The following is a 26346-nucleotide window of genomic DNA, read 5'->3' as shown; positions in this document are numbered from 1 at the left end:
TGCATACGGATTGTTCTTTGATAGGCATTAGTTAATATCTTTGAAATAGTCGTTGGTCAATATATGCTCTATAGAAAGTCCTTCCTCTGGTGTATAGCTGGTGCTTCTTACTGCAGAAAAATTAATATCTCTGCTGCCCTTGGTTATAGTGCGCTCCCCCGCTGTTTGTGTGCTTGTGGTGTAAACCGTACTTCGCATAGCCACATAGCCGCTAAAGTCATTTTTAATTTTTGTGAGAAGCTCGTTTATCTTTGCTGGTGTCAGATTGAGTTTTTTTTCGAGGGGGACACCCCAACGAGATAGGCACACCTCTGCGAAGTGCCGAACGATTTGGCCGGGTTCCGGATAAACCTTTGCACCCGAGTTGCCATTGGGAGCGGCATTGCCTACTAGGGTCGCATGGCGTCCGGGGATTGGATAAATATGCACTCTGGTGCCGCTGTCGAATTCGGGGACGACGCTGGAAAAACCTAGGGACCGCTCATCTCTTGCGTAAAAGGCTACATATTCTTTGACGTTAATGCCGATTTTAACCCTGTTGTCCTGGAAGTTTAAGGCGCCAGGAACAGGGTCGGCAGCAAAAATGTTGACAGGTACACTACTTAAGGCATTGTCCTTAAGCATCGCATTGGCCAACATATGGCAGCTAATTCCACCTCGGCTCCAACCTACCAGGTTTACCTGCGTTGGAATGACGCCATCTTTTCGAAAAATCTTGATGATCTGCTCTTGTAATTGTTGTGGTGTCGTCTGACGCGTACCATATTTATACGTTCGCCAAAACCAGCATCCTGTTGTATTGACCTCTTCAATCGGGATGCCTTCATTCAGCAGTTTATTATAGTTTTCTTGGGATAGTTCTTCTCGCTGCCAAGTAAAATTTCCCTTCATCATGTTGACGGCGTGAGAAACATTTTCCTCCCATCCGGAACCAAAGGCCATTCCTCTTAATTGGTAATAACCACCGGGCTTCGTGAACATGTCATCAGCTTGCAGGTTTCCGCTACCAGGACCATCGATGATGATCCAATTCGCGAATTCATTACTTTGACTTCGAGTATTCTGAGCTAGGGTGGAAACGAGTTCGCCGTTCCAATAATTTGCGTTGGTATCATCAAATTGGTTTGAGCCTGTGCCGCAGAAGAAAACAGTAAAAGTAGTCATTAGGAGTTATCCGTGAGTTCGAGAGAAGTCGCCAGGTAATGAGAGTTTAAAAAAAATCCGTTGGCTACTGTTAAGTTTGACAGGTGTTTAGTTTGTTTTTTTATATCGGAATGTCTTTGTAGAATGAAGAGTTCTAAGAGGTTTTGACGCGCTTAGCGTGCGTTTTTATTCGTTTGTCTACTGCCAATATTGACAGTAGACAAACTTGTTCCGAATGGATTTCTCAAGCGCACTGATAAGCAAAAGAGAAAAAAACACAGGCGATCGAATACGTACGGATTTATATGTATCTGTTTTCTAATAGAAATGTATATTTTTCAATGTGCCGTTTGTCGGTATTAAAGCATGACTGTCAGAATTGACAGTAGATATTTCACAAGTGCAAATCTATACCTTTGAACGGGCAATGTGGCCTAGCTAGTCAGCAAGGTTGGAGGTGGGTATGAGTGAGTTTACGGCGGAGGTCGTATTTACAGAGGCAGAGGTGGATAACCTTAAAGCTTACGTGTCATCAGCTTTGAGTCTTCCTACTGAAGCGACAACTATTGAGTCTCTCTATCGCCTTTCTGGCGCGAACATAAAAGGTTTGGGTGCCAATGAATTAAGTGAAGTTTTCCAAATGGTACATAATAACGCCTCCAAATGGCCGAGCATTGAGGGGGATATGATCGTGTTAATGGATAATTTATCTGCGTTTGCAGATGACTTTCAGTCCTATGGTAACAATACACTCGATACCATTGAAAAAATTCCAGGGTATGCAGAATTCAAAGTCGAAATTGCTGACATGACACAGGAGCAAGTAAACCATCTCCCCATGCGGTCAATGCTTGGTGTGGATAATTCGGCATTGTATACAGTCAGAGATCTGTACGTCGCGTTAGGAAATGTTGTCAGGAGTCGGTTGGAAGCAATCAACGGCATAACAACTCGAATCTCTGATTTTAAGGAGGAATTAAGCAATAAAGTCATGGTAGCTGTTACAGGGAAAATTGCATTGTGCGGTGTTGATGTGATTGATAGGCAAATTAAGGATCTTGATGAAAGACTTGAGAAGGCCAAGCGTAAAGAGGCCGAAGCTGAAGCCTATTGGAATAGGCCACTAAATTTTTTTGAACTATTATCAGGCGTGGGTGAAATGAACCGCTTCATCAAGGGCGGAGTCATTGAACCTATAATTGTAGAAAGGAATAGGTTGATTGGAGCGTTGCAGGATAAAGATGAGGTTAAAGCAATTCTACAAAACGTGCGTACTAACCTTGAAACGATAGAGACCCTTGTCACTGCAGCCCTTGATGCAGCGAGGCAGATGGAAAGCATGTGGATTATGACGGCGGGATATGCAGATAATTCTGTACTTAAAATCAATAATGTTTATGGGATACGCACCATTAATACGCTGGACCTTACACAAAGAGCGATGATGAAAGATTGGCGAACCGTAAAAGCTTATGTGCAGTCACTGAGGCCGGCTTTTTGTAGATAAATTGTAAGTGTTTAAAGTTTTCTAATTATATTGATAGATAATGGAGCGCCACAATGGCTACGGTAAATGACGCATCAATTCCGGTGGTGACTAAGAGCGACGTGGCAAGCATCCGTCGATACGTAACAAAGGGGAAGTCGCTGCCCACTGACCTTAATAGCATCACACAAATACTGGGTGTGACGACGACAGGTATTCCGGGGCTGGAGCCAAACGATATCAGGGCTTTGTATTCCGATATTAATATAAATGCTATTGCGTGGAATAATGTTGAAGTTTCGATGAAAAAAGTAGCGGCGTCTCTTTCAACGTTCGCGGATGATCTTCAGACTTACGGAGGTGCGCTTGTTGACACGATTAAAATCATGCCGGGGTACATCGATTTTTCGGGGCAAGTGAAGGATATCAGTGAGGAGGCTATTCAAGCTCTTCCTGCCGTTTATATGACTCAGGCGGATGGGCAGAGGGTATCAACTATTCAGGAATATTTACAGTATTTGAAAGAATCCATTGAGGCCAAGCGATCAAATACTAGAGGCGTCATTAATATTATCACTTCCTTCAGGACCGCCGTAGAAACGATTATGCCTGGGGTTGGGGCCATGCTTAAACTGACGTCAAAAGATGAGTTAAATTCTCAGGTCACGTCATTACAAGCGAAAATTGATGATATGGAACTGAGGATTGAACAAAAAAAAGCTGAGTATGGGTTTGTCGTATGGGATGTACTGGCTTCCTTTACACTAGTTTCAGCTATCCCGTATTGGACGTGGAAACTAGTTACTCAAGCGAATGAACTGGATCCTTTGAAAGAGCAAAAGGCTGCACTGATCCAGCAAATTGAAGCGAGAAACGGCTTGGTGGCGTCGCTTCATACCATTGCGACCGATTTAAATACTCTGTTCGATTATGTATTGAGTGCTGAGAAAGTAGTTACTCAACTTGAGGGTATCTGGCAGGGCATCCTTACCTATATCGACTCTTCGAAGCAGACCATCAACACCGCTACTCAATACACGGTCCTTCGTATGTTCGTTATAAAGTTGGAGGCCGTAATGGTTAATTGGTCAAACGTCAAAAAGAATTCAAGTTTTTTGGTTGTGGCTTTGAGCTGAGTATTATTTCTTTGTTATGAGAAGGAGAGTGTGTCATGAATGCTGATGAACTTAAGGTTCCCGATTTAAAAGTGGTTAGGAAGGTTCGAGTTATTATACGTAACGAAACGCTTATCAGTTTGAGTAATGTTCCATACGAGTCACTCAAGGAAGAGCTAAAACAGTTGAATAGTGCTGTTAGTGATGTTGATGAGAAAATCAACAACGCGCTCAATACCGTACCTGCATTATTGGAAACCGATGAGTTGCAAGGGTATGTTGATGAGCTCAGCGCCATGACTGATTCAACTCCTCAGTCGGCGCGGGATAGCTATAATCGAGAAATAAAGAATTTCCTTGATGGCTTTTTAAATCGATTTTCTCAGTATCGAGACGATGTGGTTGCCGGCGTATTTAACGCGGAAACAACCACTATTAGTGGTAACTCCTATATGTTGAGTGTTCTCAAGTCTGAACGGGAAACACTATTAAAGCAGCTGTCTCCCGAGGAAAAGCCGTTAATTAAAATGAAAGAACAAAAGGTGATTCTTGATCAGGCTATCAAGGCTTATACGGATACTACGGGGTTGGATAAGGCCCTTGCGCTTGTGGATCAGGCAGAAAATGTGATCGAAAAAAATGAAAAACCTGGTGAAATGAAAGCTGCCGCAATTAAAGCTGGAGCTGAGGTCAGTAAGATGGTTCTAAAAAGCATCGACGAGGCCATTAAGTTCGACCATATGGTACAGGCACGAACATCTCTTCAGGACAGCATTGATCGACGCGAGAAACGAATGACGAGTCTGGAACAACAACTCGATGCCAATCAGCAAAAAGCGCAGCAGTTTATCGAATCGCAAAATATAACGGAGCCGCGTAGGGTCTATGTTTACGAGGCGACCAAGGTTGCGGATGCGTTGACTAATTTTATTGATTTGGTGTTTGTAAAACCCAAGGATGTACTCGGCACTGCGACACTTTTGCTGGCCAACGCGAGTGATCTGAAAAGTTACTGCCGTAAACTCCAGCCCTATTGGCTTCGGGATGTATAGTGTGTAATGAGTGGATGCATGAGTAAGTACCTGAGTGCCAGTGTAGTCCAAGTGCTTACTCTTTTATTTTTTGGGTTTTAAGATTTTATAATTGGGATGCCCCGCGTTTATAATCGCGGTCCAAAAGAAAGCCCCTCCCACCCGGCTGATGCGCAACCTGATGGGAAGGGCTGTAGAACACTGGCAATGCTCTGGACTCACCCTCCAGAGCATTTTTTGCGGGTCAGGCCACGAACTGTTCCGCGTAGTGGCAAGCCACCTGACGGTTGTCGAGTGGCCGCAACAGTGGCTCGTCGGTGCTGCACAGTTGGGTCGCGTACGGGCAGCGCTTGTGGAAGGCGCAGCCAGACGGCGGGTTCAGCGGGTTGGGCAGCTCGCCGACGATCTTGATCTTCGGCTTGTTCGGGTCCGGATGAATGGTCGGGGTCGCCGACAGCAGCGCCTGGGTGTACGGGTGCAGCGGGCGTGCGTAGATGTCTTCCTTCGGACCGACTTCAACCGGGCGGCCGAGGTACATCACCATTACGTCGTCGGCGACGTGTTGCACCACCGCGAGGTTGTGGGAGATGAACACGTAGGCGGTGTTGAATTCCTGCTGCAGGTCCATGAACAGGTTCAGCACCTGAGCCTGGATCGATACGTCCAGTGCCGAGGTCGGTTCATCCGCCACCAGCACTTTCGGTTGCAGCATCATCGCCCGGGCCAGTGCGATCCGCTGGCGCTGGCCACCGGAGAACATGTGCGGGTAGCGCTGATAATGCTCGGGGCGCAGGCCCACTTGCTTCATCATCGCCTGGACCTTTTCCCGGCGTTCGGCGGCGGACAGGTTGGTGTTGATCAGCAGCGGCTCGCCCAGTTGGTCACCGACCTTCTGGCGCGGGTTCAACGAAGCGTATGGGCTCTGGAACACCATCTGCACGTCTTTGCGCAATTGCTTGCGCTGGGCCTTGTCGGCGCCGGCCACTTCCTGGCCGGCGATTTTCAGCGAGCCGGAAGACGGTTCTTCGATCAGCGTCAGGGCGCGGGCCAGGGTGGATTTGCCGCAGCCGGATTCGCCCACGACCGCGAGGGTCTTGCCAGCTTCCAGCTCGAACGACACACCATTGAGCGCACGCACCAGGGCGTGGCCCTTGAACAGGCCACGGGACACTTCGTAGTGACGGGTCAGGTCGCGGGCGGTAAGTACGACGGCCATTACGCCACCTCCTGATTCAGCGGGTAGAAGCAGCGGGCGAGGCTGTTGCTTTTCGGGTCAAGGCCCGGGCGTTGGGCGCGGCAGGATTCCTGCACATACGGGCAGCGTGGCGACAGCAGGCAACCCTGCGGGCGGTCATAACGGCCGGGAACGATACCCGGCAGCGTGGCCAGGCGCGTGGCGCCCAGGCTGTGCTCGGGAATCGCCTTGAGCAGCGCTTCGCTGTACGGGTGCGCCGGGATGTCGAACAACTGCGGCACCTGGCCGACTTCCACGGCTTGGCCGGCGTACATCACGCACACGCGCTGGGCAGTTTCAGCCACCACCGCGAGGTCGTGGGTGATCAGCACCAGGCCCATGTTCTGCTCTTTCTGCAAGGCCAGCAGCAGTTCCATGATCTGGGCCTGGATGGTCACGTCGAGTGCCGTGGTCGGTTCATCGGCGATCAGCAATTTCGGCTCGCCGGCGATGGCCATGGCGATAGCCACACGCTGGCTCATACCACCGGACAACTGGTGCGGGTAGGCATCCATACGGCTGGCTGCGCCTGGGATTTCCACCTTTTCGAGCAGTTCGATGGCGCGCTTGCGCGCTTGCTTGCCGGACATTTTCAAATGCAGGCGCAGCACTTCTTCGATCTGGAAACCCACGGTGTAGCTGGGGTTCAGGGCGGTCATCGGGTCCTGGAAGACCATCGCCAAGTCTTTACCGACGATCTGCCGGCGCTGGCGGTTGCTCAGCTTGAGCATGTCCTTGCCGTCGAAGTTCAGGGCGTCGGCAGTGACGATGCCGGGGTGCTCGATCAGGCCCATCAGCGCCATCATGGTCACGGATTTACCCGAACCCGACTCGCCAACGATCGCCAGTACTTCGCCTTTGTCGACGGAGATGTCGAGGCCATCGACCACCGGTACGGCGGTCTTGTCGCCGAAGCGGACATTGAGATTCTTGATTTCTAGCAGTGACATGGGAATCTCCTCAGGCGGCATTCTTGAGTTTCGGGTCCAGCGCATCGCGCAGCCCGTCGCCCATCAGGTTGATTGCCAGCACGCTGAGCAAAATGGTCAAGCCAGGCAGGCTCACGACCCACCAGGCGCGTTCGATGTAGTCGCGGGCCGAAGCCAGCATGGTGCCCCACTCCGGGGTTGGCGGTTGTACGCCAAGGCCCAGGAAGCCAAGGGCTGCGGCATCGAGAATTGCCGAGGAGAAACTCAGGGTGGCCTGAACGATCAACGGTGCCATGCAGTTAGGCAGCACGGTGACGAACATCAGGCGCGGCAGGCCGGCGCCGGCGAGGCGGGCGGCGGTCACGTAGTCACGGTTCAGTTCGCCCATCACCGCAGCACGGGTCAGGCGGACATAGGACGGCAGCGACACGATCGCGATGGCGATCACGGTATTGATCAGGCCAGGGCCGAGGATCGCGACAATGGCCACAGCCAGCAGCAGCGATGGCAGGGCCAGCATGATGTCCATCAGACGCATGATGGTCGGGCCAAGCATGCGTGGGAAGAAACCGGCGAACAGACCCAGCAGGATCCCCGGGATCAGCGACATGACTACCGACGACAAGCCGATCAGCAAGGACAGGCGCGAACCCTGGATCAGGCGCGACAGCAGGTCACGGCCCAGTTCATCGGTACCCAGCAGGAACTGGATCTGCCCACCTTCCAGCCAGGCCGGAGGGGTCAGCAGGAAGTCACGGTATTGCTCGCTCGGGTTGTGCGGGGCCACCCAAGGGGCGAACAGTGCGCAAAACACTACCAGCAACATGAACAGCAGGCCGGCAACGGCGCCTTTGTTCTTGGAGAAGGCTTGCCAGAATTCTTTGTACGGGGACGGGTACAGCAGGCTTTGATCGACTGCTACCGCGGGAGTAGGTGTGGTCATGGTCATGATCTCAGCGCTGGTGACGGATGCGTGGGTTGGCGAAGCCGTAGAGGATGTCCACCACGAAGTTCACCAGAATCACCAGGCAGGCGATTAACAGGATGCCGTTTTGCACCACGGGATAGTCCCGTGCGCCAATGGCTTCAATCAGCCATTTGCCGATGCCGGGCCACGAGAAGATGGTTTCGGTCAGGACCGCACCCGCCAGCAGTGTGCCGACTTGCAGGCCGACCACGGTGAGTACCGGGATCAACGCGTTACGCAGGCCGTGGACGAATACCACGCGTGCCGGCGACAGGCCTTTGGCCTTGGCGGTACGGATGTAGTCTTCACGCAGGACTTCAAGCATCGACGAACGGGTCATCCGCGCGATCACGGCCAGCGGGATGGTGCCGAGCACGATGGCCGGCAGGATCAGGTGGTGCAACGCATCCCAGAACGCGTCCGGCTCGTCAGCCAGCAGGGTGTCGATCAGCATGAAGCCGGTGCGCGGCTCGATGTCGTAGAGCAGGTCGATCCGTCCCGACACTGGCGTCCAGCCCAGGCTCACGGAGAAGAACATGATCAGGATCAGGCCCCACCAGAAGATCGGCATCGAATATCCCGCCAGGGAGATGCCCATCACCCCATGGTCGAACAGGGATCCTCGTTTCAAGGCCGCGATCACCCCGGCTAACAGCCCCAGAATGCCGGCGAACAACAGGGCGGCCATGGACAGTTCCAGGGTCGCCGGGAAGAGGGCGGTGAACTCGGTCCACACGCTGGTACGGGTACGCAGCGATTCGCCAAGGTCCCCTTGGGCGAGCTTGCCGACGTAGTCCAGGTATTGCGCATACAACGGCTTGTTAAGGCCAAGGCGTTCCATTGCCTGTGCGTGCATCTCGGGGTCGACTCGTCGTTCGCCCATCATGACTTCGACGGGGTCGCCTGGGATCATGCGAATCAACGCGAACGTCAGCAAGGTGATGCCGAAAAACGTGGGGATCAATAACCCCAATCGGCGGGCAATAAAACTAAACATCTTGTTGTGTACCTCAATCAGCCGGTTAGGCAGGTTCGGCACCGTCAATGTCGACGGTGCCGAGCGTTTCTCTTATTTACTTCACCTGGGTGGTGGCAAAGTTATTTGTAGTCAGAGGGCTTTGGGTAAAACCTTCGACGTTTTTACGCATGGCGGTGAACATTTTCGGGTAAGCCATGGGAATCCATGGTTGGTCCTTGTCGAAAACGTCCATTGCTTGTTCATAGAGTGCAGCGCGCTGGGTGGGTTCAGCGATAGCGCGTGCCTTGTCGATCAAGTCTTGAAACTCTTTGTTACACCAGCGGGCGTAGTTTTCGCCGTTTTTCGCTGCATCGCAACTCAAGTTCGGGGTGAGGAAGTTATCCGGGTCCCCGTTGTCCCCCGCCCAACCGGCGGAGACCATGTCATGTTCGCCATTCTTGGCGCGTTTGAGCATTTCGCCCCATTCCATGACCTTGATGTTCACTTTCAGGCCGATTTGCGCCAGGTCCGCCTGCATGCGCTGGGCGCCGAGCATCGGGTTGGGGTTGGTCGGGCCGCCGCCGTTACGGGTGAACAGGGTGAACTCGGTGCCTTCCGGTACGCCGGCTTCCTTGAGCAGGGCGCGGGCCTTGTCCAGGTCACGCGGCGGGTTTTTCAGCTTGTCGCTGAAACCCAGCAGGGTTGGTGGGTACGGGCCGGTGGCATCGATGGAGTTGCCTTTGCCGTACAGGGATTCGTTGTAGCCTTTCTTGTCGAACGCGATGTTGATCGCGTGACGTACCCGCGCGTCGCTCATGTACTTGTGGGTGGTGTTCAGGGCGGTGTAGGCGGTGGTCATCGCTGCCAGTTCCGCAACCTTCAGGTTCGGGTCGGCCTTCATGCTCGGCACGTCATCCGGTTTTGGGTACAGCGCGATCTGGCATTCGTTGGCCTTGAGTTTTTGCAGGCGCACGTTGTTGTCAGTGGTGATGGCCAGGATCAACGGGTCCGCCGGCGGCTTGCCACGGAAGTAGTCCGGGTTGGCCTTGAAGCGCACTTGGGCGTCTTTGGCGTAGCGGGTGAAGATGAACGGGCCGGTGCCGATGGGCTTGGCGTTCAGGTCATCGGTCTTGCCGGACTTGAGCAACTGGTCGGCGTATTCGGCGGAGTGAATCGAGGAAAATGCCATGGCCAGGTCGGCCAGGAACGGTGCTTCAGGGCGGGTCAGGGTGAAGACCACGGTGTGGTCATCGGTCTTCGTTACGCTCTTGAGCAGTTCCTTGAAACCCATGCTTTCAAAGTACGGGTAGCCCACGTTGGACTTGTTGTGCCACGGGTGATTCGGGTCCAGCTGGCGCTGGAAGCTCCAGAGCACGTCGTCGGCGTTCAGGTTGCGCGTGGGTTTGAAGTAGTCGGTGGTGTGGAACTTGATGTCGTCACGCAGGTGAAAGGTGTAGGTCAGGCCATCGGCGCTGATTTCCGGCAGGTCCTTGGCGAGCGCCGGGATCACTTCGGTGGTGCCGGGCTTGAAGTCCACCAGCCGGTTGAACATGGTTTCAGCGGCGGCGTCAGCGGTGACGGCCGTGGTGTACAAGACCGGATCGAAACCTTCCGGGCTGGCTTCGGTGCAGACGACCAACGGTTTGGCCGAGATGCCAACAGCGACGCTCAACAGCGCAGCGGCAATGGCAGCTTGTAACGGGAGCATTTTCATCTAAGAGCCCTCTGCAATCGATTGGACCAGACAAGCGTAGGCGGCGGGCTCGTCCTGAGCCCGCCGCCCACCTGGCGCTGATTAAAGAATGTTGAACGGGATGGTGGTCACCAGGCGGAACTCACGCAGGTTGCCGTCAGCCTGGTTGGCGCTGGCACGGTGAGTCACGTAGGTACCGCGGAAGGTAGTGGCCTTGAGTGCGCCGCTCTGGATCGCGTAAGCCGCGCCTACACCGTATTCCTGGTGTTTCTCGCCGTCCTGGGCCTGAATGCCGTTGTAGGCAAAGCCCGCGCGGCCGCCGTCGCCGGTGTAGTGAGTACCGTCGATACCCCAGCCACGCGCCGAGTAGATGTTGAACTTCAGGCCTGGCACGCCGTATTCGGCCATGTTAATGCCGTAGGCAATCTGGAAGGACTTCTCGTTCGGACCGTTAAAGTCGGACGTCAGGGAGTTGGCCAGGTAGATGCCGTTGGTTTCGTGCAGGTAGTCGAAGTACTCGTCACCGTTCACGGCCTGGTACGAGAAGGTCAGGCTGTGAGCCTGGTGGGTCAGGCCGAACGACAGCGAGTAAGTGTCGTTGTCGATCTTGCCCATCAACTTTTTGCCTTCGTCGACGGTTTTGTAGTAGTTCAGGCCGGTGGTCAGGGACAGGGTCTGGCTGTCACCCAGCTCGTGGGTAGCACCGAAGTAGTACTGGTTCCAGAAGTCTTCCACGTTGGCGGCAAACAGGCTGGTCTTCAGGCTCTTGAATGGCTGGTAGTTGACGCCAAAGGTGTTGACCTTGTCGGTTTCCTGGCGGCCATTGCCATATTCACTGCGGAATTTCGACAGGCTCTGCTCGGTCCGTGGCGAAACGCGGTCAAACACGCCGCCCTGGAACGACAGGTTGCTGAACTCTTCGCTGTTGAAGCTCACACCTTCAAAGCTCGAAGGCAGCGCACGGTTGCCGATGGTGTCGACGATGCCGCTGCTGAAGTTCTGGCGACCGGCGGTCAAGGTGGTGTTCGAGACACGGAACTTGACGTTGGCCAGGCCCAGTTTGCTCCACTGGTCTACGGCGTCGCCGTCGGAGTCGGCCAGGGTACGGTTGGAACCGCCCTTGATGTCGCGCTTGCTACGGTCCAGGACCACAGCATTGTAGACCGCAACCTCAGTGCTCACACCCACGGTGCCTTGGGTGAAGCCCGAGGTAGCGTTGAGGATGGTGCCTTGCACCCAGTTGGTACGGTAATTGTCAGTACGGGCTTCGCCGTGCTTCTGGTAGGTGAATTTGCTGCCGCGGAAGCGTTGTTCGTTGGAGAACCAGTTACGGGTTGTACCGCCCAGGCTGAATCCATCGATAAAGCCTTTGGCCTCGCTTTGGGCGCTGGTGCCGGCCAGTGTGGTTGGAACGAAGTCCTGGCTTGCAGGGTCAGCGTAGGCGGTAGCCGTGATGCTGCTGATGGCCAGGGCCAGTAGCGCGGTGCTGCTCAGTTTCATGGGTGAAGCTCCTTTGGTTCTCTTTTTAATGCCGGTCTTTTTAGGTGAACCGGCTATTGGGTGTGTAACTCTTTCAAGCCTTTGCAAACGTTTGCCCGAGGGTAAAACCCGAAATAAGGCTGCACGTTTGCAGCAGGGTGAATTCTCACCCTGCGCAATCCGGTTATTTTTTTATGGGGTAATGCTGACGCCCGAGAACACGTTGCGGCCGAAGGGGCTCACTTTAAAACCTTCGACTTTGGCGCTTAACGGCTGGTTGACCGTCGAGTGGGCGACTGGCGTGATCGGCACCTGCTGCTTGAGCAGTTGCTGCGCCTGTTTGTACAGAACAGTCCTTTGTTCGCGGTCGGTCACGACCTTGGCTTGCTTGATCAGCTTGTCGTACGCCGGGTCACACCACATGGAGTAGTTGTTCCCGCCGATGGCGTCGCAGCTGTAGAGAGTGCCCAGCCAGTTGTCCGGGTCACCGTTGTCGCCGGTCCAGCCGATCAGGCTGATATCGTGCTCGCCATTCTTGGTGCGCTTGATGTACTCGCCCCATTCATAGCTGACGATCTTGACCTTGAGTCCAATCTTGGCCCAATCGCTTTGCAGCATTTCGGCCATCAGCTTGGCGTTGGGGTTGTACGGCCGTTGCACCGGCATCGCCCACAGGGTGATCTCGGTACCTTCCTTCACGCCGGCAGCCTTGAGCAGTTCCTTGGCTTTTTCCGGGTTGTAGGCGGCGTCCTTGATGGTGTCGTCGTAAGACCACTGGGTCGGCGGCATGGCGTTGACCGCCAATTGCCCCGCGCCCTGGTACACGGCGTTGAGAATGCTCTGCTTGTTCACCGCCATGTCCAAAGCCTGACGCACTTCGAGCTGGTCGAAAGGCTTGTGCCGCACGTTATAGGCGATGTAGCCGAGGTTGAAGCCTGGCTTGGTCAGCAGTTGCAGCTTCGGGTCGGCTTTCAGCGCTTCGACGTCGGCCGGGCGCGGGTGCAGGGTGATCTGGCATTCACCGGCCTTGAGTTTTTGCACCCGCACCGACGCGTCGGTGTTGATCGCAAAAATCAGCTGGTCGAGCTTCACGCGGCTCGGGTCCCAGTACTGTTTGTTGCCGGTGTAGCGAATCTGCGAGTCTTTCTGGTAACGCTGGAACACGAACGGCCCGGTGCCGATCGGCTTCTGGTTGATGTCGCTGGGCTTGCCGATCTTGAGCAAATGGTCGGCGTATTCAGCCGACAGGATCGAGGCGAAGCTCATGGCGATGTTCTGGATGAACGCGGCGTCGACCGTGTTCAAGGTCATCACCACGGTGTGCGGGCCGGTTTTCTCGACCTTCGCGATATTCTTGTTCAGGCTCATCCCGTTGAAGTACGGAAACTCGGTGGGGTAGGCCTTGCGGAACGGGTGTTCGGGGTCAAGCATGCGATTGAAGGTGAACAGCACGTCGTCGGCGTTGAAATCACGCGTCGGCTTGAAGTCCTTGTTGCTGTGGAATTTCACCCCTTCACGCAGATGGAAGGTGTAGGTCAGGCCGTCTTCGGAAATATCCCAGCTGGTTGCCAGCCCTGGTACGACATTGGTCGCGCCTTTTTCGAACTCGGCCAGGCGGTTGTAGAGAGGCTCGGCGGCGTCGTTGTCGGTGGCCGTCGTGTATTGCGCGGTGTCGAAGCCAGCCGGGCTGCCTTCGGAGCAAAACACCAGGCTCTTTTTATCGGCAGCCTGGCCCATTGAGGCCACAGCCAACAGGCTGGTGCCGAATATCGCGGATAGAACGGTGGTATGGCGCATGACAATCCCGATCCTTGTTTGTTGTTTTCGTCAGTGAGCAATCGCCCGGTCATTCATGACCTGGCGACATCACTGATCCCACAACGGCAATTGCCCTACAGAGACGCTGCTTCTGCCGTGCCACGACGTTAGGGGTCGGGAGCCGGGCAGTAAATACAACGAATCTGACAGACCTTGTAGGTAACGGAGCCGCGATTCGCAGTTAACAGCCGTAAGACGGCGGCGCGTGCGGATGTGGTCTATTTCCTACGGTCTTGGCAGATGCAATAACGGCGACGTTATAAACGTCGCCGTCAGAGCCTCTTACTTGCCGCTTACGCTCACGCCGTAGAAGGAGTTCAAGCCAAATGGGCTGATCTTGAAGTCCTGCACGTTGTTGCGCATGGGTTGATACACCGTCGAGTGCGCGATAGGTGTCATCGGGACTGCATCTTTGAGGATATGTTGCGCCTGCTTGTACAGCTCGGTGCGTTTGGCTACGTCGGAAGTCGCCTTGGCTTCTTTCACGATGCCGTCGAATTTCTTGTCGCACCACTTGGAGAAGTTGTTGCCGGCCAGGGAATCACAGCCGAACAGCACGTTCAACCAGTTGTCCGGGTCACCATTGTCGCCGCTCCAGCCAATGATCATGGCCTGGTTCTCGCCGCCTTTGGAACGCTTGATGTACTCGCCCCACTCGTAGCTGACGATGTTCACTTTCAGGCCGATCTGTTTCCAGTCGTTCTGCAGCATCTCAGCCATCAGCTTGGCGTTCGGGTTGTACGGACGCTGGACCGGCATCGCCCACAGGGTGATCTCGGTGCCTTCCTTGACGCCGGCTTCCTTGAGCAAAGCCTTAGCTTTGGTCACGTCAAACGGCGCATCCTTGATGGTGGTGTCGTAGGACCACTGGGTTGGCGGCATGGCGTTGACGGCCAGTTGACCCGCGCCCTGGTAAACCGAATCAATGATCTGCTGCTTGTTCACCGACATGTCCAGGGCTTCACGCACCCGGATGTCCGACAGCGGGTTAGGCGCGGTCTGGCCCTTGAGGACCGGCATTACGTTGTAGGCGATGTAGCCCAGGTTGAAACCGGCCTGGTGCGGCAGTTTCAGGTCCTTGTCTTCACCCAGCGCCTTGAGGTCGGCCGGACGCGGGAACAGGGTCACCTGGCATTCGTTTTTCTTCAGCTTCTGGATACGCACCGACGGGTCAGTGGTGATGGCGAAGATCAGGTTGTCGATCTTCACGTCTTCAGGCTTCCAGTAATCCTTGTTGCCGGTGTAACGGATGTTGGAGTCTTTCTGGTAGCTCTTGAACACGAACGGACCAGTGCCGATTGGCTTCTGATTGATGTCCTGAGGCTTGCCTTCCTTCAACAGTTGGGCGGCGTATTCGGCCGACTGGATGGAGGCGAAGCTCATGGCCAGGTTCTGGATGAAAGCGGCGTCCACGGTGCCAAGGGTGAACTTGACGGTGTGGGCATCGACTTTCTCGATGTTCTTGATGTTGGTGTCCATACCCATGTCCGTGAAGTACGGGAACTCGGTTGGGTAGGCTTTACGGAACGGATCATCTTTGTTGATCATCCGGTTGAAAGTGAACAGTACGTCGTCAGCCGAGAATTCACGAGTTGGCTTGAAGTACGGGGTGGTGTGGAACTTGACGCCTTCACGAAGGTGGAAGGTGTACGTCAGGCCATCCGGGGAAACGTCCCAGGTCGTGGCCAGCCCAGGAACAACAGCGGTGCCGCCGCGCTCAAACTGGGTCAGACGGTTGAACATGGTTTCGGCCGAAGCATCGAAGTCTGTTCCGGTGGTGTACTGGCCTGGGTCAAAACCGGCCGGGCTCCCTTCGGAGCAGAACACCAAGTTGCTCGCCGCTTGGGCGAAAGGTGCAGCAGCCATTAAACCGGCGCTGACTAATAACGGAATGACTGCGTGTTTAAGCATGTTGGCCTCATGATTTGTTGTCATTTTTGGTAGTGAGGGCGACCTCGTGAGTCGACCTGCGGATACTTATGCAGGGCCCATACCCATTGCAAGATGTTGAGAGCCTACAACGGCTAAACAGTGGTACGAACGTACACGAATGTCGCATATGTGTAAGTTCGGGCACATTTACGCATCTTTGAAGGGTTTTTTCGGTGCGAGGCGCGCACCAGGAATGCCCAACCGAGGCGTCTGGCGCACTCGGTTGGGGCGTTGCTGTTACTTATTCAGACTGACGCCATAGAACGGTGTGAGTCCAAATGGGCTGATCTTGAAGTCCTGCACCTCCTTTCGAAGGGGCTGGAAAACCGTCGAGTTTGCAATAGGTGTTATAGGCACTTGTTCTTTAAGGATTTTTTGTGCCTCTTGATACCACTTGATACGCTGCTCGCGGTCGCTGCTGACCTTGGCCTGCTGCACCAGTTTGTCGTACGCCGGGTTACACCATTTTGCGTAGTTGCTGCCCTTTACCGCGGCACAACTATAGAGCACGCCGAGCCAGTTATCGGGGTCGCCGTTGTCGCCGGTCCAGCCGTAAATCATCACATCGTGCTCGCCGGCTTTCGCGCGTTTGATGTACTCGCCCCACTCATAGCTGACGATATTGGCCTTGATGCCGATTTTTTCCCAATCCTGCTGGATCATCTGCGCCGACATTCGAGCGTTGGGATTCGACGCGCGTTGAACCGTCATTGCCCACAGGTTGAGGGTGGTACCTGGTGCAACCCCTGCTTCTTTTAGTAGCGCCCGGGCCTTGGCCGGATCGTAGGGCGCGTCCTTGATCGTCGGATCATAAGACCACTGCGCCGGAGGCAGTGCGTTCTGCGCCAATTGTCCGGCGCTCTGGTACACGGCCTTGATGATTGCCGGCTTGTCGATGGCCATGTCCAAGGCCTGGCGGACCTTGAGCTGGTCCAGGGGCGGGTGGGTCACGTTGTAGGCGAGAAAGCCCAGGTTAAAGCCGGCTTGCTGGAGCACCCGCAGATTCGGGTCCTGCTTCATCACTTCGATGTCGGAAGGACGCGGGTAACCGCTGACCTGGCACTCGCCGGCCTTGAGTTTTTGCAGGCGCACGGCGGCGTCCGGGGTGATCGAGAACACCAGGTTGTCGAGCTTCACATCCTCGGGCTTCCAATACTGTTTATTGGCGCTGTAGCGAATCTGCGAATCCTTCTGGTAACGCTTGAACACGAACGGCCCGGTGCCTACCGGTTTCTGATTGATGTCGGCGGCCTTGTCTTCTTTGAGCAACTGCGCGGCATATTCGGCGGACTGCACCGAGGCGAAACTCATGGCCAGGTTTTGCACAAAGGAGGCGTCGACGTTGTTCAGGTTGAAGCGCACGGTGTGCTCGTCGAGTTTTTCGACGCTCTTGATCGTGGTGTTCAAGCCCATGTCGGTAAAGTACGGTGACTCGGACGGGTAGGCCTTACGGAACGGGCTCTCGGGGTCAAGCAGGCGCTGGAAGGTGAACACAACGTCGTCGGCGTTGAAGTCGCGGGTGGGGGTGAAGTAGTCGGTGGTGTGGAACTTGACGCCATCGCGCAGGTGGAAGGTGTAGGTCAGGCCGTCTTTGGACACGTCCCAGCGAGTCGCCAGGCCGGGTTCGACTTCGGTGCCGCCGCGCTTGAACTGGGTCAGGCGGTTGAACACGGTTTCGGCGGAGGCATCGAAATCGGTGCCGCTGGTGTACTGGCTGGGGTCGAAACCGGCGGGGCTGGCTTCGGAGCAGTAGACCAGGGTACTGGCCGCCTGGGCCATCGGCATAAACGCCATCAGGCCGGCGGCGAGGAGCAGCGGTTTAAAGGTGATTCTTTCCATGGAGACCCCTGAAGTGGCAGGTAAACGCTGCGCAAACGAAAACGGCAGTCACCGAGGTTACCGCCGTTCAGGATTGCCAGGTAGGGGAGATGCTTATAACTTTTTACACGACAGATACTTCTATGCGTGTGGGCGCTGATTTGTCGATTGAGAGCCCATCACCGTCAAGCTCGTTACTTTCACTTATTTTAAATACTCTACTGGCCCTTGCGCTGGTGCCGTTGACGAGTTTGAAATCCGACCCTGAAACATCGGTAACCGTAAAGTCGATATTGGCTGTGACGGTAGCCGATTGAGTGGCCGGGTCGTAGTCAATGTAGAAGTGCCTATCGGTTCCAGTGCTCATATAGTCATCTTTTAATCCTGCTTGTACCTCTCCCCACGCAGGGGCCGTAGCTCCTTGATGAGCAACTTCAGAGATGCGGGCTCGCAGGGCAGGCTCCGGAACGATTTGCTCAAACTGTTGGATGGCTTGCTTTATAAGCGCATTCATTTCTGACTGTGGGACGTTATTGCCGGGAAAATTAAGCGCCTTAATTTGTTTGGGTATATTGATCTCTACCTGTTTCCCATTTGCCCGCAAAGTGTAAGGGTTGCGATTGAGATCCGTAATGAACTGATCACTGTAATCGCTGGATCCGAATTCTGTGGGTTTCGCCTTTTCCGAGGTGGCGACTGTAAAGTTGTCAACGTTGTCACTCCAGGAGACGTTAAGTTTTCTTTTGATAACACCTGCCTCTTCGTAGTTGTTGCTGGAGAAGTCGTAGTTGATTTTTTCGTTAACGTTCAGAAACTGATCAAACTTTTCAGCTTCGTTAATTTTCGAACCATCCAGGTTATGGAAGTGATTTGCGAACCCTGGAGTCGGTTTTATCTCTTCGCTAGGGGTTGGCGATATCGTGCGTTGCCATGGCCATTTTGGCCGGCCAGCTTGACCTCCGACCCGCACCCACTCTCCATCGCCATTCGAATGTACGGTCATCACCGGTTTTCGGCTTATCGGGTCAATTATCTGCACATAGTTGTCACTGAGTTTGAAATCCCCCCGGATCTCGTACACCTTGCTGACGCCCGTGTCGTCGGTATGCCGGATTAACCATTGGTCGGCGCCGTTAACGTCCTTGGCCTGATAAATGCCCTTGGCGTTGGGTGTGCTATTGGCAATCAGATGATCACCGTCAACTACCGCATGGCCACTGATATTGCCCGCTTGTGACGGCTGTAGGCGATTGGGCAAGCCACGGCCTGCGCGGCCCTCCAAGGCGTTGATGGAGGTTGCCTGGCCGGGCAACGTCGTCATGTTCTCGCGCGGTATTGCAAACGGGTCTTCGGCCTTCCCGCCCCCGCCGGCCGAAAACAAGGTATTGAGAGCGCCATCGAAGGCTTTCCAGGCGCCATCACTGCGTTCTGCCTGTGTGTCGCCTGATGCGGACTTTTCCGCACCCAACGCCAGTTCCGTGACGCCGAGGGCGGCGGCGGCCGCTGCAACGGGAGCAGCAATAGGCGCCATGGGCGCGAACAGCTTGGCGGCTGCGGAAATGTCATTGAGCCAGGTGTCCCGGGTTACCTCGCTGTTGGATTTTATCGCGATGTCCGCATCGCTGATCATGCGCTCCTTCGCCTGATCCTTCATTTGGCTGAAGACGTCACCTTCGATGCGCTTATAGTTGCGGTCAATGGTTTCGCCTTCCATCTTCGACCAGTCACCGTTGCCCAGATGAGCGAGTGAGGAGTCGACGCCGAATTTTCCGAACGCGCCGCCGTCCTGGCGGTTGTAAAGGGAGAAATGCGAAGCGAGCGCCTCGCGTTTTTTCGGGTCCTTGGCTTGGTCCACCACCCATTCGTCCATTTTGTCGAGGGAGGCGAACCTCAGGAATGCCGGCGTTGCACCTGGGATGTAGAGAATTTGCGTACCGTCGCGACGGTTGTTCTGATAGTTGTACTGCCCGTCATCCAGGACGGCGAACCGGATAATGTCGCTGGAGCCCCAGCCATTGATGTCGAACGGATAGGCCCGCAACTGGTCTTTAGCCGGTGCGTCTGTCTGTAGTTGGGCTACCGTCAGTGGCGCGTTTTCATCCTGCGCAATATTGGAGGCCGCCTTCATCACCAATCGATAATCGTCCCGGGTGAACTGGTGTTCGGCCGGCATCAGCTTTTTTTCGAGGGGTGTCTTGGCGTCATACCCGCTCAGTTGCTCGCGTGCCTGCTGGATGAACTGCCCTTTCAACGTTGTTCGGTAGTCTCCCCCCTTGGCACTCCAAAACTCGTTTATTTTTGTGCTCATGCGCGACTGGAAGTCAGTTTTCCAACTCCCGTGCATCAACGTTGAAGGGGCGAGGGGGAACTGATTGTGGGCACCATAGCCGCCCTTGGTGCTTTCCCCGCGACCGGTCTTGTAGATGCCGGCTTCTGTGTCAAGTTGGCCGGGGATTTGGTCTTGTTCCGAGAAGTTATCCAGCAAAGCGTCCGGCAGGCGTTTCGAATAGAACGGTTCTTCACCCAGGTGCATCGCGCCGGTAGCGGTGCCGGGCGAGGCGCTTTGAGCTTGATAGAAGCGATTGAAGTACAGGCTGTCCGGGTCTACGTTTTTTTGGCCGGTCTCTTTCTCGATCAACTCTCCCGCCCACCGTTTGGCCTCGTTATGCACGTTGGGGTAGGCGTTCGCCACCTCAGTCGCTAAACGGGTAAACGCCAGTTTTTGCGGTGTAGCACTGTAAGACTGCTCGGTATTGCTCCTCTGTAGGTCCAGGGCCTGCGCCGAACGCAGGTTGGCAGGCCGCAGGCGGTCATCGGGGGGAATGGCTTCGAAGGATTTGCTGTGCTCCAGTCGCCGGATTTGCGCCCTGCCCTCAGACAGGTTGGCTGGGACCTGCATGCCGTAAAAACCAGCGACTACTTTTGCAGAGACGTCCACGGTGTTTTCGTTTGAACGTATCCGTAATTCCTGCCCGACGCCTGGAGCTATGACCTTGCCGGACGCGAGAAGCGGTCCTGAAACTTGTCCCCAACCGGTACCGTCGGAGAGAGAGAAGTCTTTCCTCACACCGTCGACTTTGGCGGACATCGCTCCGGTGGAAGGGACTATCGACAGGCTGGACGGGTCGATTTTCTGCTCGCGCATCCAGCCCTGAATAATCGGATGTTCCAGTTGCGAGCGATGCAGCTCAAGCCATTGGCCCAACACCGTTTGGGCGGGAACCTTGATCAAGCCGGGGCGGTGGCCTTCGACCTTACGCTGTACCGCCCCGATGTAGGCCTGGACCAGGGCAGGGTCTCCCGGCGGCGCATCAACTTGCGGCGGTTGTACTGGGGTGGGGGTGAGCGTCTTGTGAACGCTGGGGTGTGGAGTGGGCGGCGCCGGCATTGAAGCGGCTTGCTGCAAGAAACGGGACGTTGCGCTCAGCCTGGAAGGGGATAAATGAAGGTACATGGGTGTGGTACTCGATAGTGGGTTGGACACATACCCGCAGAGCAATCCCTGTCAACGTTGGGGTATATATAGGTGTCGAAAACCGGAATATCGATTCCGTGATGAATATCAGAGGAGAGTTGCAGGATATGTTCTCACCTGAATAAAAAACGCTGCCCGTAGGCAGCGTCATTGCAACTCGGGTACCGCTCGATCAGGGCATCTGGACTTCGATCACGCCGTCCGCCGTCATATTGACCTGGCTGGTGCCCGCTTCAACTTCCGGCGTCGGTGCCGAATCCATTGCTGCGGCTTTCATCATCATCCCGCCACGGGCATACGGCTGTGGATAACCATTGGTGTTGAAGTTCAGGTTGACGATCTTGTAGCCCTTGCCGCCCAGCGCATCGGTGGCCAGTTGTGCACGGGCCTTGAACGCGGTGACCGCTTCTTTAAGCAGCGCATCTTCGCTGGCCTTGCGAGTCGGGTTGGCGATGGCGAAGTCCATGCTGTCCATTTTCAGGTTGGTCAGCATGTCGCCGGTGAGCTTGGACAGTGCGGCGAAGTCGGCACTTTCCATGCGCAGTTCAGCGCGTTCGCGCCAGCCGGTGATTTTCTGGTTCTTGTTGTCGTAGATCGGGTAGCTGTTGCGGCTGCCCTGGCGCAGGGTCACGCCTTTGACTTCGCGGGCCTGGGCCAGCGCTTTGTTCATGGTGGTGGTGATTTCGGCGGCCAGCTTGGCCGGGTCGGTGTTCTGCGACTCGGTGTACAGCGTGACGATCATCTGGTCGCGCGCCACTTCCTGGCTGACTTCGGCGCGCAGGGCAATCTGGTTGTAATGCAGCTCATCAGCGGCCATGGCAGGCAGGCTGGCGAGGGTAGCGGCGCCGAGGGTTAGGGTGGCTGCACTGCGAATGAAACGAGACATGTAAGCTCCTTGAGATGTTCGTGTTCGGTAAGACTGTAGACGCAAGGTTTCAGTTCTTCGGGTTTACACATTCGCTACAAGTTGACGGATGCCGACGAACGGTATGTTCCTGACCCCTGCGTCAAAGAGCCACACACGCCGTGCCAGCGCTGCCGCTTCGTTTATACTCCGTGCGATCCGCCTGCAGCGCTCATCGGGAGAGCTCATGCTCGCCGCCGTAAAACTGACTTCCGCCACCCGCCAGAACCTTTGGCGCCTGACGTTCATCCGCACCTTGGTACTGGCCGCACAGGCCGGTTCGGTCGGGCTCGCCTATTGGTTCAACCTGCTGCCGCTGCCTTGGCTGCAACTGGCCGTGACCCTCGGGTTTTCCACGGTACTGTGCGTGTTTACCGCCATTCGCCTGCGCACCACGTGGCCGGTGACCGAGCTGGAATACTCCCTGCAACTGGCCTGCGACCTGTTTATCCACAGTGTGTTGCTGTACTTCTCCGGCGGTTCCACCAACCCCTTCGTTTCTTATTACCTGGTGCCACTGACCATCGCCGCGGTGACGCTGCCGTGGCGTTATTCGGTGGTGCTGTCGGGCATCGCCCTGACCCTATACACCCTGCTGCTGGCGCAGTTCTACCCGTTGCAGACCTTTCCCATCGCCCGGGAAAACCTGCAGATCTACGGCATGTGGCTGAGCTTTGCCCTCTCGGCGGCGGTCATCACCTTCTTTGCCGCGCGGATGGCGGAAGAGCTGCGCCGCCAGGAAGAACTGCGCGCCATTCGCCGTGAAGAAGGCCTGCGGGACCAGCAACTGCTGGCCGTCGCCACCCAGGCCGCAGGCGCAGCCCATGAATTGGGGACGCCGCTGGCGACCATGAGCGTACTGCTCAAGGAAATGACCCAGGACCACCACGACCCGGCCCTGCAAGACGACCTGAGCGTGCTGCAGGAACAGGTCAAGCAGTGCAAGTTGACCTTGCAACAACTGGTGCGCGCCGCCGAAGCCAATCGCCGCCTGGCGGTGGAGATGCAGGACGTTACCCAGTGGCTGGACGAAGCCCTGAACCGCTGGCACCTGATGCGTCCCGAAGCCAGCTACCGTTTTCACCTGCTGGGCCAGGGCTCGGTGCCGCGCATGGCGCCGCCGCCGGACCTGACCCAGGCGCTGCTGAACCTGCTGAACAACGCCGCCGACGCCTGCCCGGAAGGCCTGGAAGTGACCCTGGACTGGGACGCGGAAGACCTCACCATCAGCATTCGCGACCACGGCGCCGGCGTGCCGTTGGCGATTGCCGAGCAGATCGGCAAACCCTTCTTTACCACCAAGGGCAAAGGCTTCGGCCTGGGCCTGTTTTTGAGCAAGGCCAGCGTGACTCGCGCGGGCGGCTCAGTGAAACTCTATAGTCATGAGGAAGGCGGCACGCTCACCGAGCTGCGCCTGCCCCGTGTCGCACGAGGAGACATCGATGAGTGACGAGATCCAAGTCGAAGGCGAAGAACTGCCGCACCTGCTGCTGGTAGATGACGACGCTACCTTTACCCGCGTGATGGCCCGCGCCATGAGCCGTCGTGGCTTTCGCGTGAGCACCGCCGGCTCCGCCGAAGAAGGCCTGGCCATCGCCACGGCCGACCTGCCGGAATACGCGGCCCTGGACCTGAAAATGGACGGCGACTCCGGCCTGGTGCTGCTGCCCAAGCTGCTGGAGCTGGACCCGGAAATGCGCGTGGTGATCCTCACCGGCTATTCCAGCATTGCCACCGCCGTCGAGGCTATCAAGCGTGGCGCGTGCAACTACTTGTGCAAGCCGGCGGACGCCGACGACGTGCTGGCCGCCTTGCTCTCCGAGCACGCCGACCTCGACACCCTGGTGCCGGAAAACCCGATGTCGGTGGACCGCCTGCAGTGGGAACACATCCAGCGCGTATTGACCGAGCACGAAGGCAACATCTCCGCTACGGCCCGCGCCCTGGGCATGCATCGCCGGACGTTGCAGCGCAAATTGCAGAAGCGTCCGGTAAGACGTTGAACGGCGACTGAACAACTTGCTTCAGGCCGCACGGAGCCCTGAACCGATCGTCTATGATCGGTTCAAACGCCTGTTATTTTTTTCCTACCGAGCCTGAACAATGAATCAGAACGCTGAGTATTCCGCGGTCAATGACGCGGTGCGTGGGCAATTTTTAAGAAAAGTCTGGGCGCTGATCACCCCTTACTGGCGCAGTGAGGAGAAGGGCAAGGCCTGGCTGTTATTGCTGGTGGTGCTGGGGCTGTCACTGTTCAGTGTGGCGGTGTCGGTGTGGTTCAACAGCTGGAACCGCGACTTCTACAACGCCCTGGAAAAGAAGGACTACGACGCCTTCACCCACTTGCTGATGTACTTCAGCGTGATTGCCGTGGTGGCGATCGTCACTGGGGTGTTCACGTCCTATTTGCAGCAGATGCTCACCATCCGCTGGCGGCGCTGGCTGACCGAAACTTATTTTGCCAAGTGGCTGAGCCAGAAGAACTACTACCACCTGGAATACGGCGGCTACACCGACAACCCCGACCAACGTATCTCCGAAGACCTCAACGCCTTTACCAGCAGTACCCTGAGCCTGGGCCTGGGTTTCATCAGTAATCTGGTGAGCCTGGTGTCGTTCTCGGTGATCCTGTGGGGCGTGTCTGGCAGCATCGAAGTGTGGGGCATCACGATTCCCGGCTACATGTTCTGGGCGGCGCTGGTCTATGCGGTGCTGGGCAGTTGGTTGACCCACTTGATTGGTCGAAAACTGATTGGCTTGAGCAACCGTCAGCAACGCTTCGAGGCCGACTTGCGTTTCAGCCTGGTGCGGGTGCGGGAGAACGCGGAAAGCATCGCACTGTTCAATGGCGAGCCCAATGAACACCAGCAGCTGAGTGCACGCTTCGGGCGAGTGTGGAGCAACTTCTGGAGCATCATGCAGCTCAAGAAGCGCTTGAATTTCTTCACCAGCGGTTACTCGCAGATCGCGATCATCTTCCCGTTTGTGGTGGCTGCGCCGCGTTACTTTGCCGGCAAGATCGAGTTGGGCGTACTGATGCAGGTCGCCCAGGCGTTTGGCAGTGTGCAGGGCAGCCTGAGCTGGTTTGTCGACGCGTACACCGTGTTGGCCAGCTGGCGTGCGACCTGTGACCGTCTGCTGAGCTTCGGCGAGGCGATGGACGAAAACGAAGGCCGCAACATGGGTATCGAGTTGCAGCGCCAGGGCGGTGATCTGCAGATGAACAACCTCAGCCTGGACCTGGCTGATGGTCGTCACCTGCTCGAAGGCGCCAACCTGACTGTTGCCGAAGGTGAGCGCCTGATGCTCAGCGGTCGTTCCGGCAGCGGCAAATCAACCTTGCTGCGGGCCATGGGCAATTTGTGGCCAAACGGGCATGGCAACATTCGTTTGCCGGCCGAGCGTTATCTGTTCCTGCCGCAGAAGCCGTATCTGCCGATTGGTACGCTGCGTGGCGTGTTGAGTTATCCACAGGAGGAGGGCGCGTACCCGGCGGAACGTTATGCACAGGTCCTGGAAACCTGCCGCCTGGCGCATCTGATTCCGCGCTTGGACGAAGCTAACCACTGGCAGCGGATGTTGTCACCGGGTGAGCAGCAGCGCCTGGCGTTTGCCCGGGCGTTGTTGTTTGAGCCGCAATGGCTGTACATGGATGAAGCTACGTCTGCGATGGACGAGGAGGATGAGGCGGCGCTGTATCAGGCATTGATCGATGAGTTGCCGGGTTTGAGCATCGTCAGCGTCGGGCATCGCAGCAGCCTCAAGCGTTTCCATGGGCGGCATGTGCGGATCGAGAACGGGCAGTTGGCGGAGCAGTCGCTGGTTTGAGCTTTTGGGGGTATATCCGTTATTTAGGTAACGGCCACCTAGGGTTCCGCTCTTACAGCGGGTCACTTTTGAAAAGCGCAAAAGTAACCAAAACGCTCTGCCCCGCCTGTCGGCACCTCGCCTAGGCTCGGTGTTCCCTCACTCCGGCATTACTCCGCGGGCCGCCGCGACGGGCCATCCATGGCCCGGCGCGGCTAAACCGGCGTCCTGCCGGTTTACCCGCTCCGCAATACCTGCGTTCGGCCTCGGGCTGAATGGGGCAGTCAGATCAAAATCAAAAGCAGATCAAAAGCAAGAGCACAGCGGCCTCCCGGCCGGCTTGAGTGTTAAAAGCAGAGGCAAGATCCAGAGCGAAAGCAGAGCTGCTTTTCTGTGGGAGCGGGCTTGCTCGCGAAAAACCTGAGAGCGCCGCGTTGAATCAGGATGCCCGCGTCATCGTTAACGACCTTCGCGAGCAAGCCCGCTCCCACATTTGGACCGTGACCGCTTCTGGTTTTGCTGTTGCTCCTGCTGTTGCTTCACCACACTCAAGCCGG

Annotated in this window: 18 protein-coding genes; 6 read left to right on the top strand and 12 right to left on the bottom strand. The window is 56.1% G+C overall.

Going from position 1 to position 26346, the window contains the following annotated elements; all coding sequences use genetic code 11:
• Positions 1 to 27: 27 nt before the first annotated feature.
• Positions 28 to 1164, bottom strand: a complete 1137-nt coding sequence (locus HBJ59_RS31150) for a hypothetical protein (RefSeq protein ID WP_167665775.1) — start codon at positions 1162 to 1164, stop codon at positions 28 to 30.
• Between the two features lie 442 nt (positions 1165 to 1606).
• Between HBJ59_RS31150 and HBJ59_RS31145 the strand changes: the two genes are divergently transcribed.
• From HBJ59_RS31145 to HBJ59_RS31135, 3 genes are read left to right on the top strand one after another with little or no spacing between them, the layout of a single operon-like run.
• Positions 1607 to 2650, top strand: a complete 1044-nt coding sequence (locus tag HBJ59_RS31145) for a hypothetical protein (protein ID WP_167665774.1) — start codon at positions 1607 to 1609, stop codon at positions 2648 to 2650.
• A gap of 53 nt (positions 2651 to 2703) precedes the next feature.
• Positions 2704 to 3765 (top strand): alpha-xenorhabdolysin family binary toxin subunit A, encoded by a 1062-nt coding sequence (locus HBJ59_RS31140; protein ID WP_167665773.1) that lies wholly within the window; start codon positions 2704 to 2706, stop codon positions 3763 to 3765.
• A 35-nt stretch (positions 3766 to 3800) separates the two neighbouring features.
• Positions 3801 to 4796 (top strand): alpha-xenorhabdolysin family binary toxin subunit B, encoded by a 996-nt coding sequence (locus HBJ59_RS31135; RefSeq protein WP_167665772.1) that lies wholly within the window; start codon positions 3801 to 3803, stop codon positions 4794 to 4796.
• 223 nt (positions 4797 to 5019) lie between these two features.
• Here the strand turns inward: HBJ59_RS31135 and HBJ59_RS31130 are convergent, their stop codons facing one another.
• The 11 genes from HBJ59_RS31130 to HBJ59_RS31080 all read right to left on the bottom strand — a co-directional run bounded on the left by HBJ59_RS31130 (position 5020) and on the right by HBJ59_RS31080 (position 21964).
• Positions 5020 to 5991: a peptide ABC transporter ATP-binding protein gene (locus tag HBJ59_RS31130; RefSeq protein ID WP_076016507.1), complete on the bottom strand. Its 972-nt coding sequence runs from the start codon at positions 5989 to 5991 to the stop codon at positions 5020 to 5022.
• A complete protein-coding gene (locus tag HBJ59_RS31125; RefSeq protein ID WP_017138287.1) occupies positions 5991 to 6959 on the bottom strand; it encodes an ABC transporter ATP-binding protein in 969 nt (322 codons plus the stop codon). The genes HBJ59_RS31130 and HBJ59_RS31125 overlap by 1 nt, the downstream gene beginning before the upstream one ends.
• Before the next feature lie 10 nt (positions 6960 to 6969).
• Positions 6970 to 7881: an ABC transporter permease subunit gene (locus tag HBJ59_RS31120; RefSeq protein ID WP_076016508.1), complete on the bottom strand. Its 912-nt coding sequence runs from the start codon at positions 7879 to 7881 to the stop codon at positions 6970 to 6972.
• A 10-nt stretch (positions 7882 to 7891) separates the two neighbouring features.
• Entirely contained in the window at positions 7892 to 8902 is a 1011-nt protein-coding gene (locus HBJ59_RS31115) for an ABC transporter permease subunit (RefSeq protein WP_003171721.1), read from the bottom strand.
• Positions 8903 to 8978: 76 nt separating this feature from the next.
• The gene (locus HBJ59_RS31110) at positions 8979 to 10577 is read right to left on the bottom strand and encodes an ABC transporter substrate-binding protein (RefSeq protein ID WP_167665771.1); all 1599 of its coding nucleotides are present in this window, start codon (positions 10575 to 10577) and stop codon (positions 8979 to 8981) included.
• An 81-nt stretch (positions 10578 to 10658) separates the two neighbouring features.
• Entirely contained in the window at positions 10659 to 12056 is a 1398-nt protein-coding gene (locus tag HBJ59_RS31105) for an OprD family porin (protein WP_167665770.1), read from the bottom strand.
• Positions 12057 to 12227: 171 nt separating this feature from the next.
• A complete protein-coding gene (locus tag HBJ59_RS31100) occupies positions 12228 to 13772 on the bottom strand; it encodes an ABC transporter substrate-binding protein (RefSeq protein ID WP_371916644.1) in 1545 nt (514 codons plus the stop codon).
• A gap of 363 nt (positions 13773 to 14135) precedes the next feature.
• On the bottom strand, positions 14136 to 15764 hold the full coding sequence (locus HBJ59_RS31095) for an ABC transporter substrate-binding protein (RefSeq protein ID WP_076016512.1): 1629 nt from the start codon (positions 15762 to 15764) through the stop codon (positions 14136 to 14138).
• A 258-nt stretch (positions 15765 to 16022) separates the two neighbouring features.
• Entirely contained in the window at positions 16023 to 17624 is a 1602-nt protein-coding gene (locus HBJ59_RS31090; RefSeq protein ID WP_076016513.1) for an ABC transporter substrate-binding protein, read from the bottom strand.
• 103 nt (positions 17625 to 17727) lie between these two features.
• Positions 17728 to 20835, bottom strand: a complete 3108-nt coding sequence (locus HBJ59_RS31085; RefSeq protein ID WP_167665769.1) for a dermonecrotic toxin domain-containing protein — start codon at positions 20833 to 20835, stop codon at positions 17728 to 17730.
• A gap of 415 nt (positions 20836 to 21250) precedes the next feature.
• Entirely contained in the window at positions 21251 to 21964 is a 714-nt protein-coding gene (locus HBJ59_RS31080; RefSeq protein WP_167665768.1) for an SIMPL domain-containing protein, read from the bottom strand.
• A 205-nt stretch (positions 21965 to 22169) separates the two neighbouring features.
• Between HBJ59_RS31080 and HBJ59_RS31075 the strand changes: the two genes are divergently transcribed.
• The 3 genes from HBJ59_RS31075 (at position 22170) to HBJ59_RS31065 (ending at position 25810) form a co-directional block, all read left to right on the top strand.
• Positions 22170 to 23432: an ATP-binding protein gene (locus tag HBJ59_RS31075; protein WP_167665767.1), complete on the top strand. Its 1263-nt coding sequence runs from the start codon at positions 22170 to 22172 to the stop codon at positions 23430 to 23432.
• A complete protein-coding gene (locus HBJ59_RS31070; protein ID WP_003216016.1) occupies positions 23425 to 23985 on the top strand; it encodes a response regulator transcription factor in 561 nt (186 codons plus the stop codon). Before HBJ59_RS31075 ends, HBJ59_RS31070 begins: the two co-directional genes overlap by 8 nt.
• A 100-nt stretch (positions 23986 to 24085) precedes the next feature.
• Positions 24086 to 25810 (top strand): ABC transporter ATP-binding protein/permease, encoded by a 1725-nt coding sequence (locus tag HBJ59_RS31065; protein WP_167665766.1) that lies wholly within the window; start codon positions 24086 to 24088, stop codon positions 25808 to 25810.
• Positions 25811 to 26346 lie beyond the last annotated feature (536 nt).

Source organism: Pseudomonas sp. AN3A02, from assembly GCF_011765255.1.
In the GTDB taxonomy this organism is placed as follows: Bacteria; Pseudomonadota; Gammaproteobacteria; order Pseudomonadales; family Pseudomonadaceae; genus Aquipseudomonas.
The sequence above is the reverse complement of the archived record's forward strand: the minus strand, read 5'-3'. Positions and strand labels throughout refer to the sequence as shown.

What these genes read in the sequence shown, in the direction of transcription:
- HBJ59_RS31110 (WP_167665771.1), bottom strand. Translation starts at nt 10,577, where the DNA reads ATGAAAATGCTCCCGTTACAAGCTGCCATTGCCGCTGCGCTGTTGAGC.
- HBJ59_RS31125 (WP_017138287.1), bottom strand. Translation starts at nt 6,959, where the DNA reads ATGTCACTGCTAGAAATCAAGAATCTCAATGTCCGCTTCGGCGACAAG.
- HBJ59_RS31095 (WP_076016512.1), bottom strand. Translation starts at nt 15,764, where the DNA reads ATGCTTAAACACGCAGTCATTCCGTTATTAGTCAGCGCCGGTTTAATG.
- HBJ59_RS31115 (WP_003171721.1), bottom strand. Translation starts at nt 8,902, where the DNA reads ATGTTTAGTTTTATTGCCCGCCGATTGGGGTTATTGATCCCCACGTTT.
- HBJ59_RS31105 (WP_167665770.1), bottom strand. Translation starts at nt 12,056, where the DNA reads ATGAAACTGAGCAGCACCGCGCTACTGGCCCTGGCCATCAGCAGCATC.
- HBJ59_RS31090 (WP_076016513.1), bottom strand. Translation starts at nt 17,624, where the DNA reads ATGGAAAGAATCACCTTTAAACCGCTGCTCCTCGCCGCCGGCCTGATG.
- HBJ59_RS31065 (WP_167665766.1), top strand. Translation starts at nt 24,086, where the DNA reads ATGAATCAGAACGCTGAGTATTCCGCGGTCAATGACGCGGTGCGTGGG.
- HBJ59_RS31140 (WP_167665773.1), top strand. Translation starts at nt 2,704, where the DNA reads ATGGCTACGGTAAATGACGCATCAATTCCGGTGGTGACTAAGAGCGAC.
- HBJ59_RS31120 (WP_076016508.1), bottom strand. Translation starts at nt 7,881, where the DNA reads ATGACCACACCTACTCCCGCGGTAGCAGTCGATCAAAGCCTGCTGTAC.
- HBJ59_RS31070 (WP_003216016.1), top strand. Translation starts at nt 23,425, where the DNA reads ATGAGTGACGAGATCCAAGTCGAAGGCGAAGAACTGCCGCACCTGCTG.
- HBJ59_RS31145 (WP_167665774.1), top strand. Translation starts at nt 1,607, where the DNA reads ATGAGTGAGTTTACGGCGGAGGTCGTATTTACAGAGGCAGAGGTGGAT.
- HBJ59_RS31075 (WP_167665767.1), top strand. Translation starts at nt 22,170, where the DNA reads ATGCTCGCCGCCGTAAAACTGACTTCCGCCACCCGCCAGAACCTTTGG.
- HBJ59_RS31135 (WP_167665772.1), top strand. Translation starts at nt 3,801, where the DNA reads ATGAATGCTGATGAACTTAAGGTTCCCGATTTAAAAGTGGTTAGGAAG.
- HBJ59_RS31150 (WP_167665775.1), bottom strand. Translation starts at nt 1,164, where the DNA reads ATGACTACTTTTACTGTTTTCTTCTGCGGCACAGGCTCAAACCAATTT.
- HBJ59_RS31130 (WP_076016507.1), bottom strand. Translation starts at nt 5,991, where the DNA reads ATGGCCGTCGTACTTACCGCCCGCGACCTGACCCGTCACTACGAAGTG.
- HBJ59_RS31080 (WP_167665768.1), bottom strand. Translation starts at nt 21,964, where the DNA reads ATGTCTCGTTTCATTCGCAGTGCAGCCACCCTAACCCTCGGCGCCGCT.
- HBJ59_RS31100 (WP_371916644.1), bottom strand. Translation starts at nt 13,772, where the DNA reads ATGGGCCAGGCTGCCGATAAAAAGAGCCTGGTGTTTTGCTCCGAAGGC.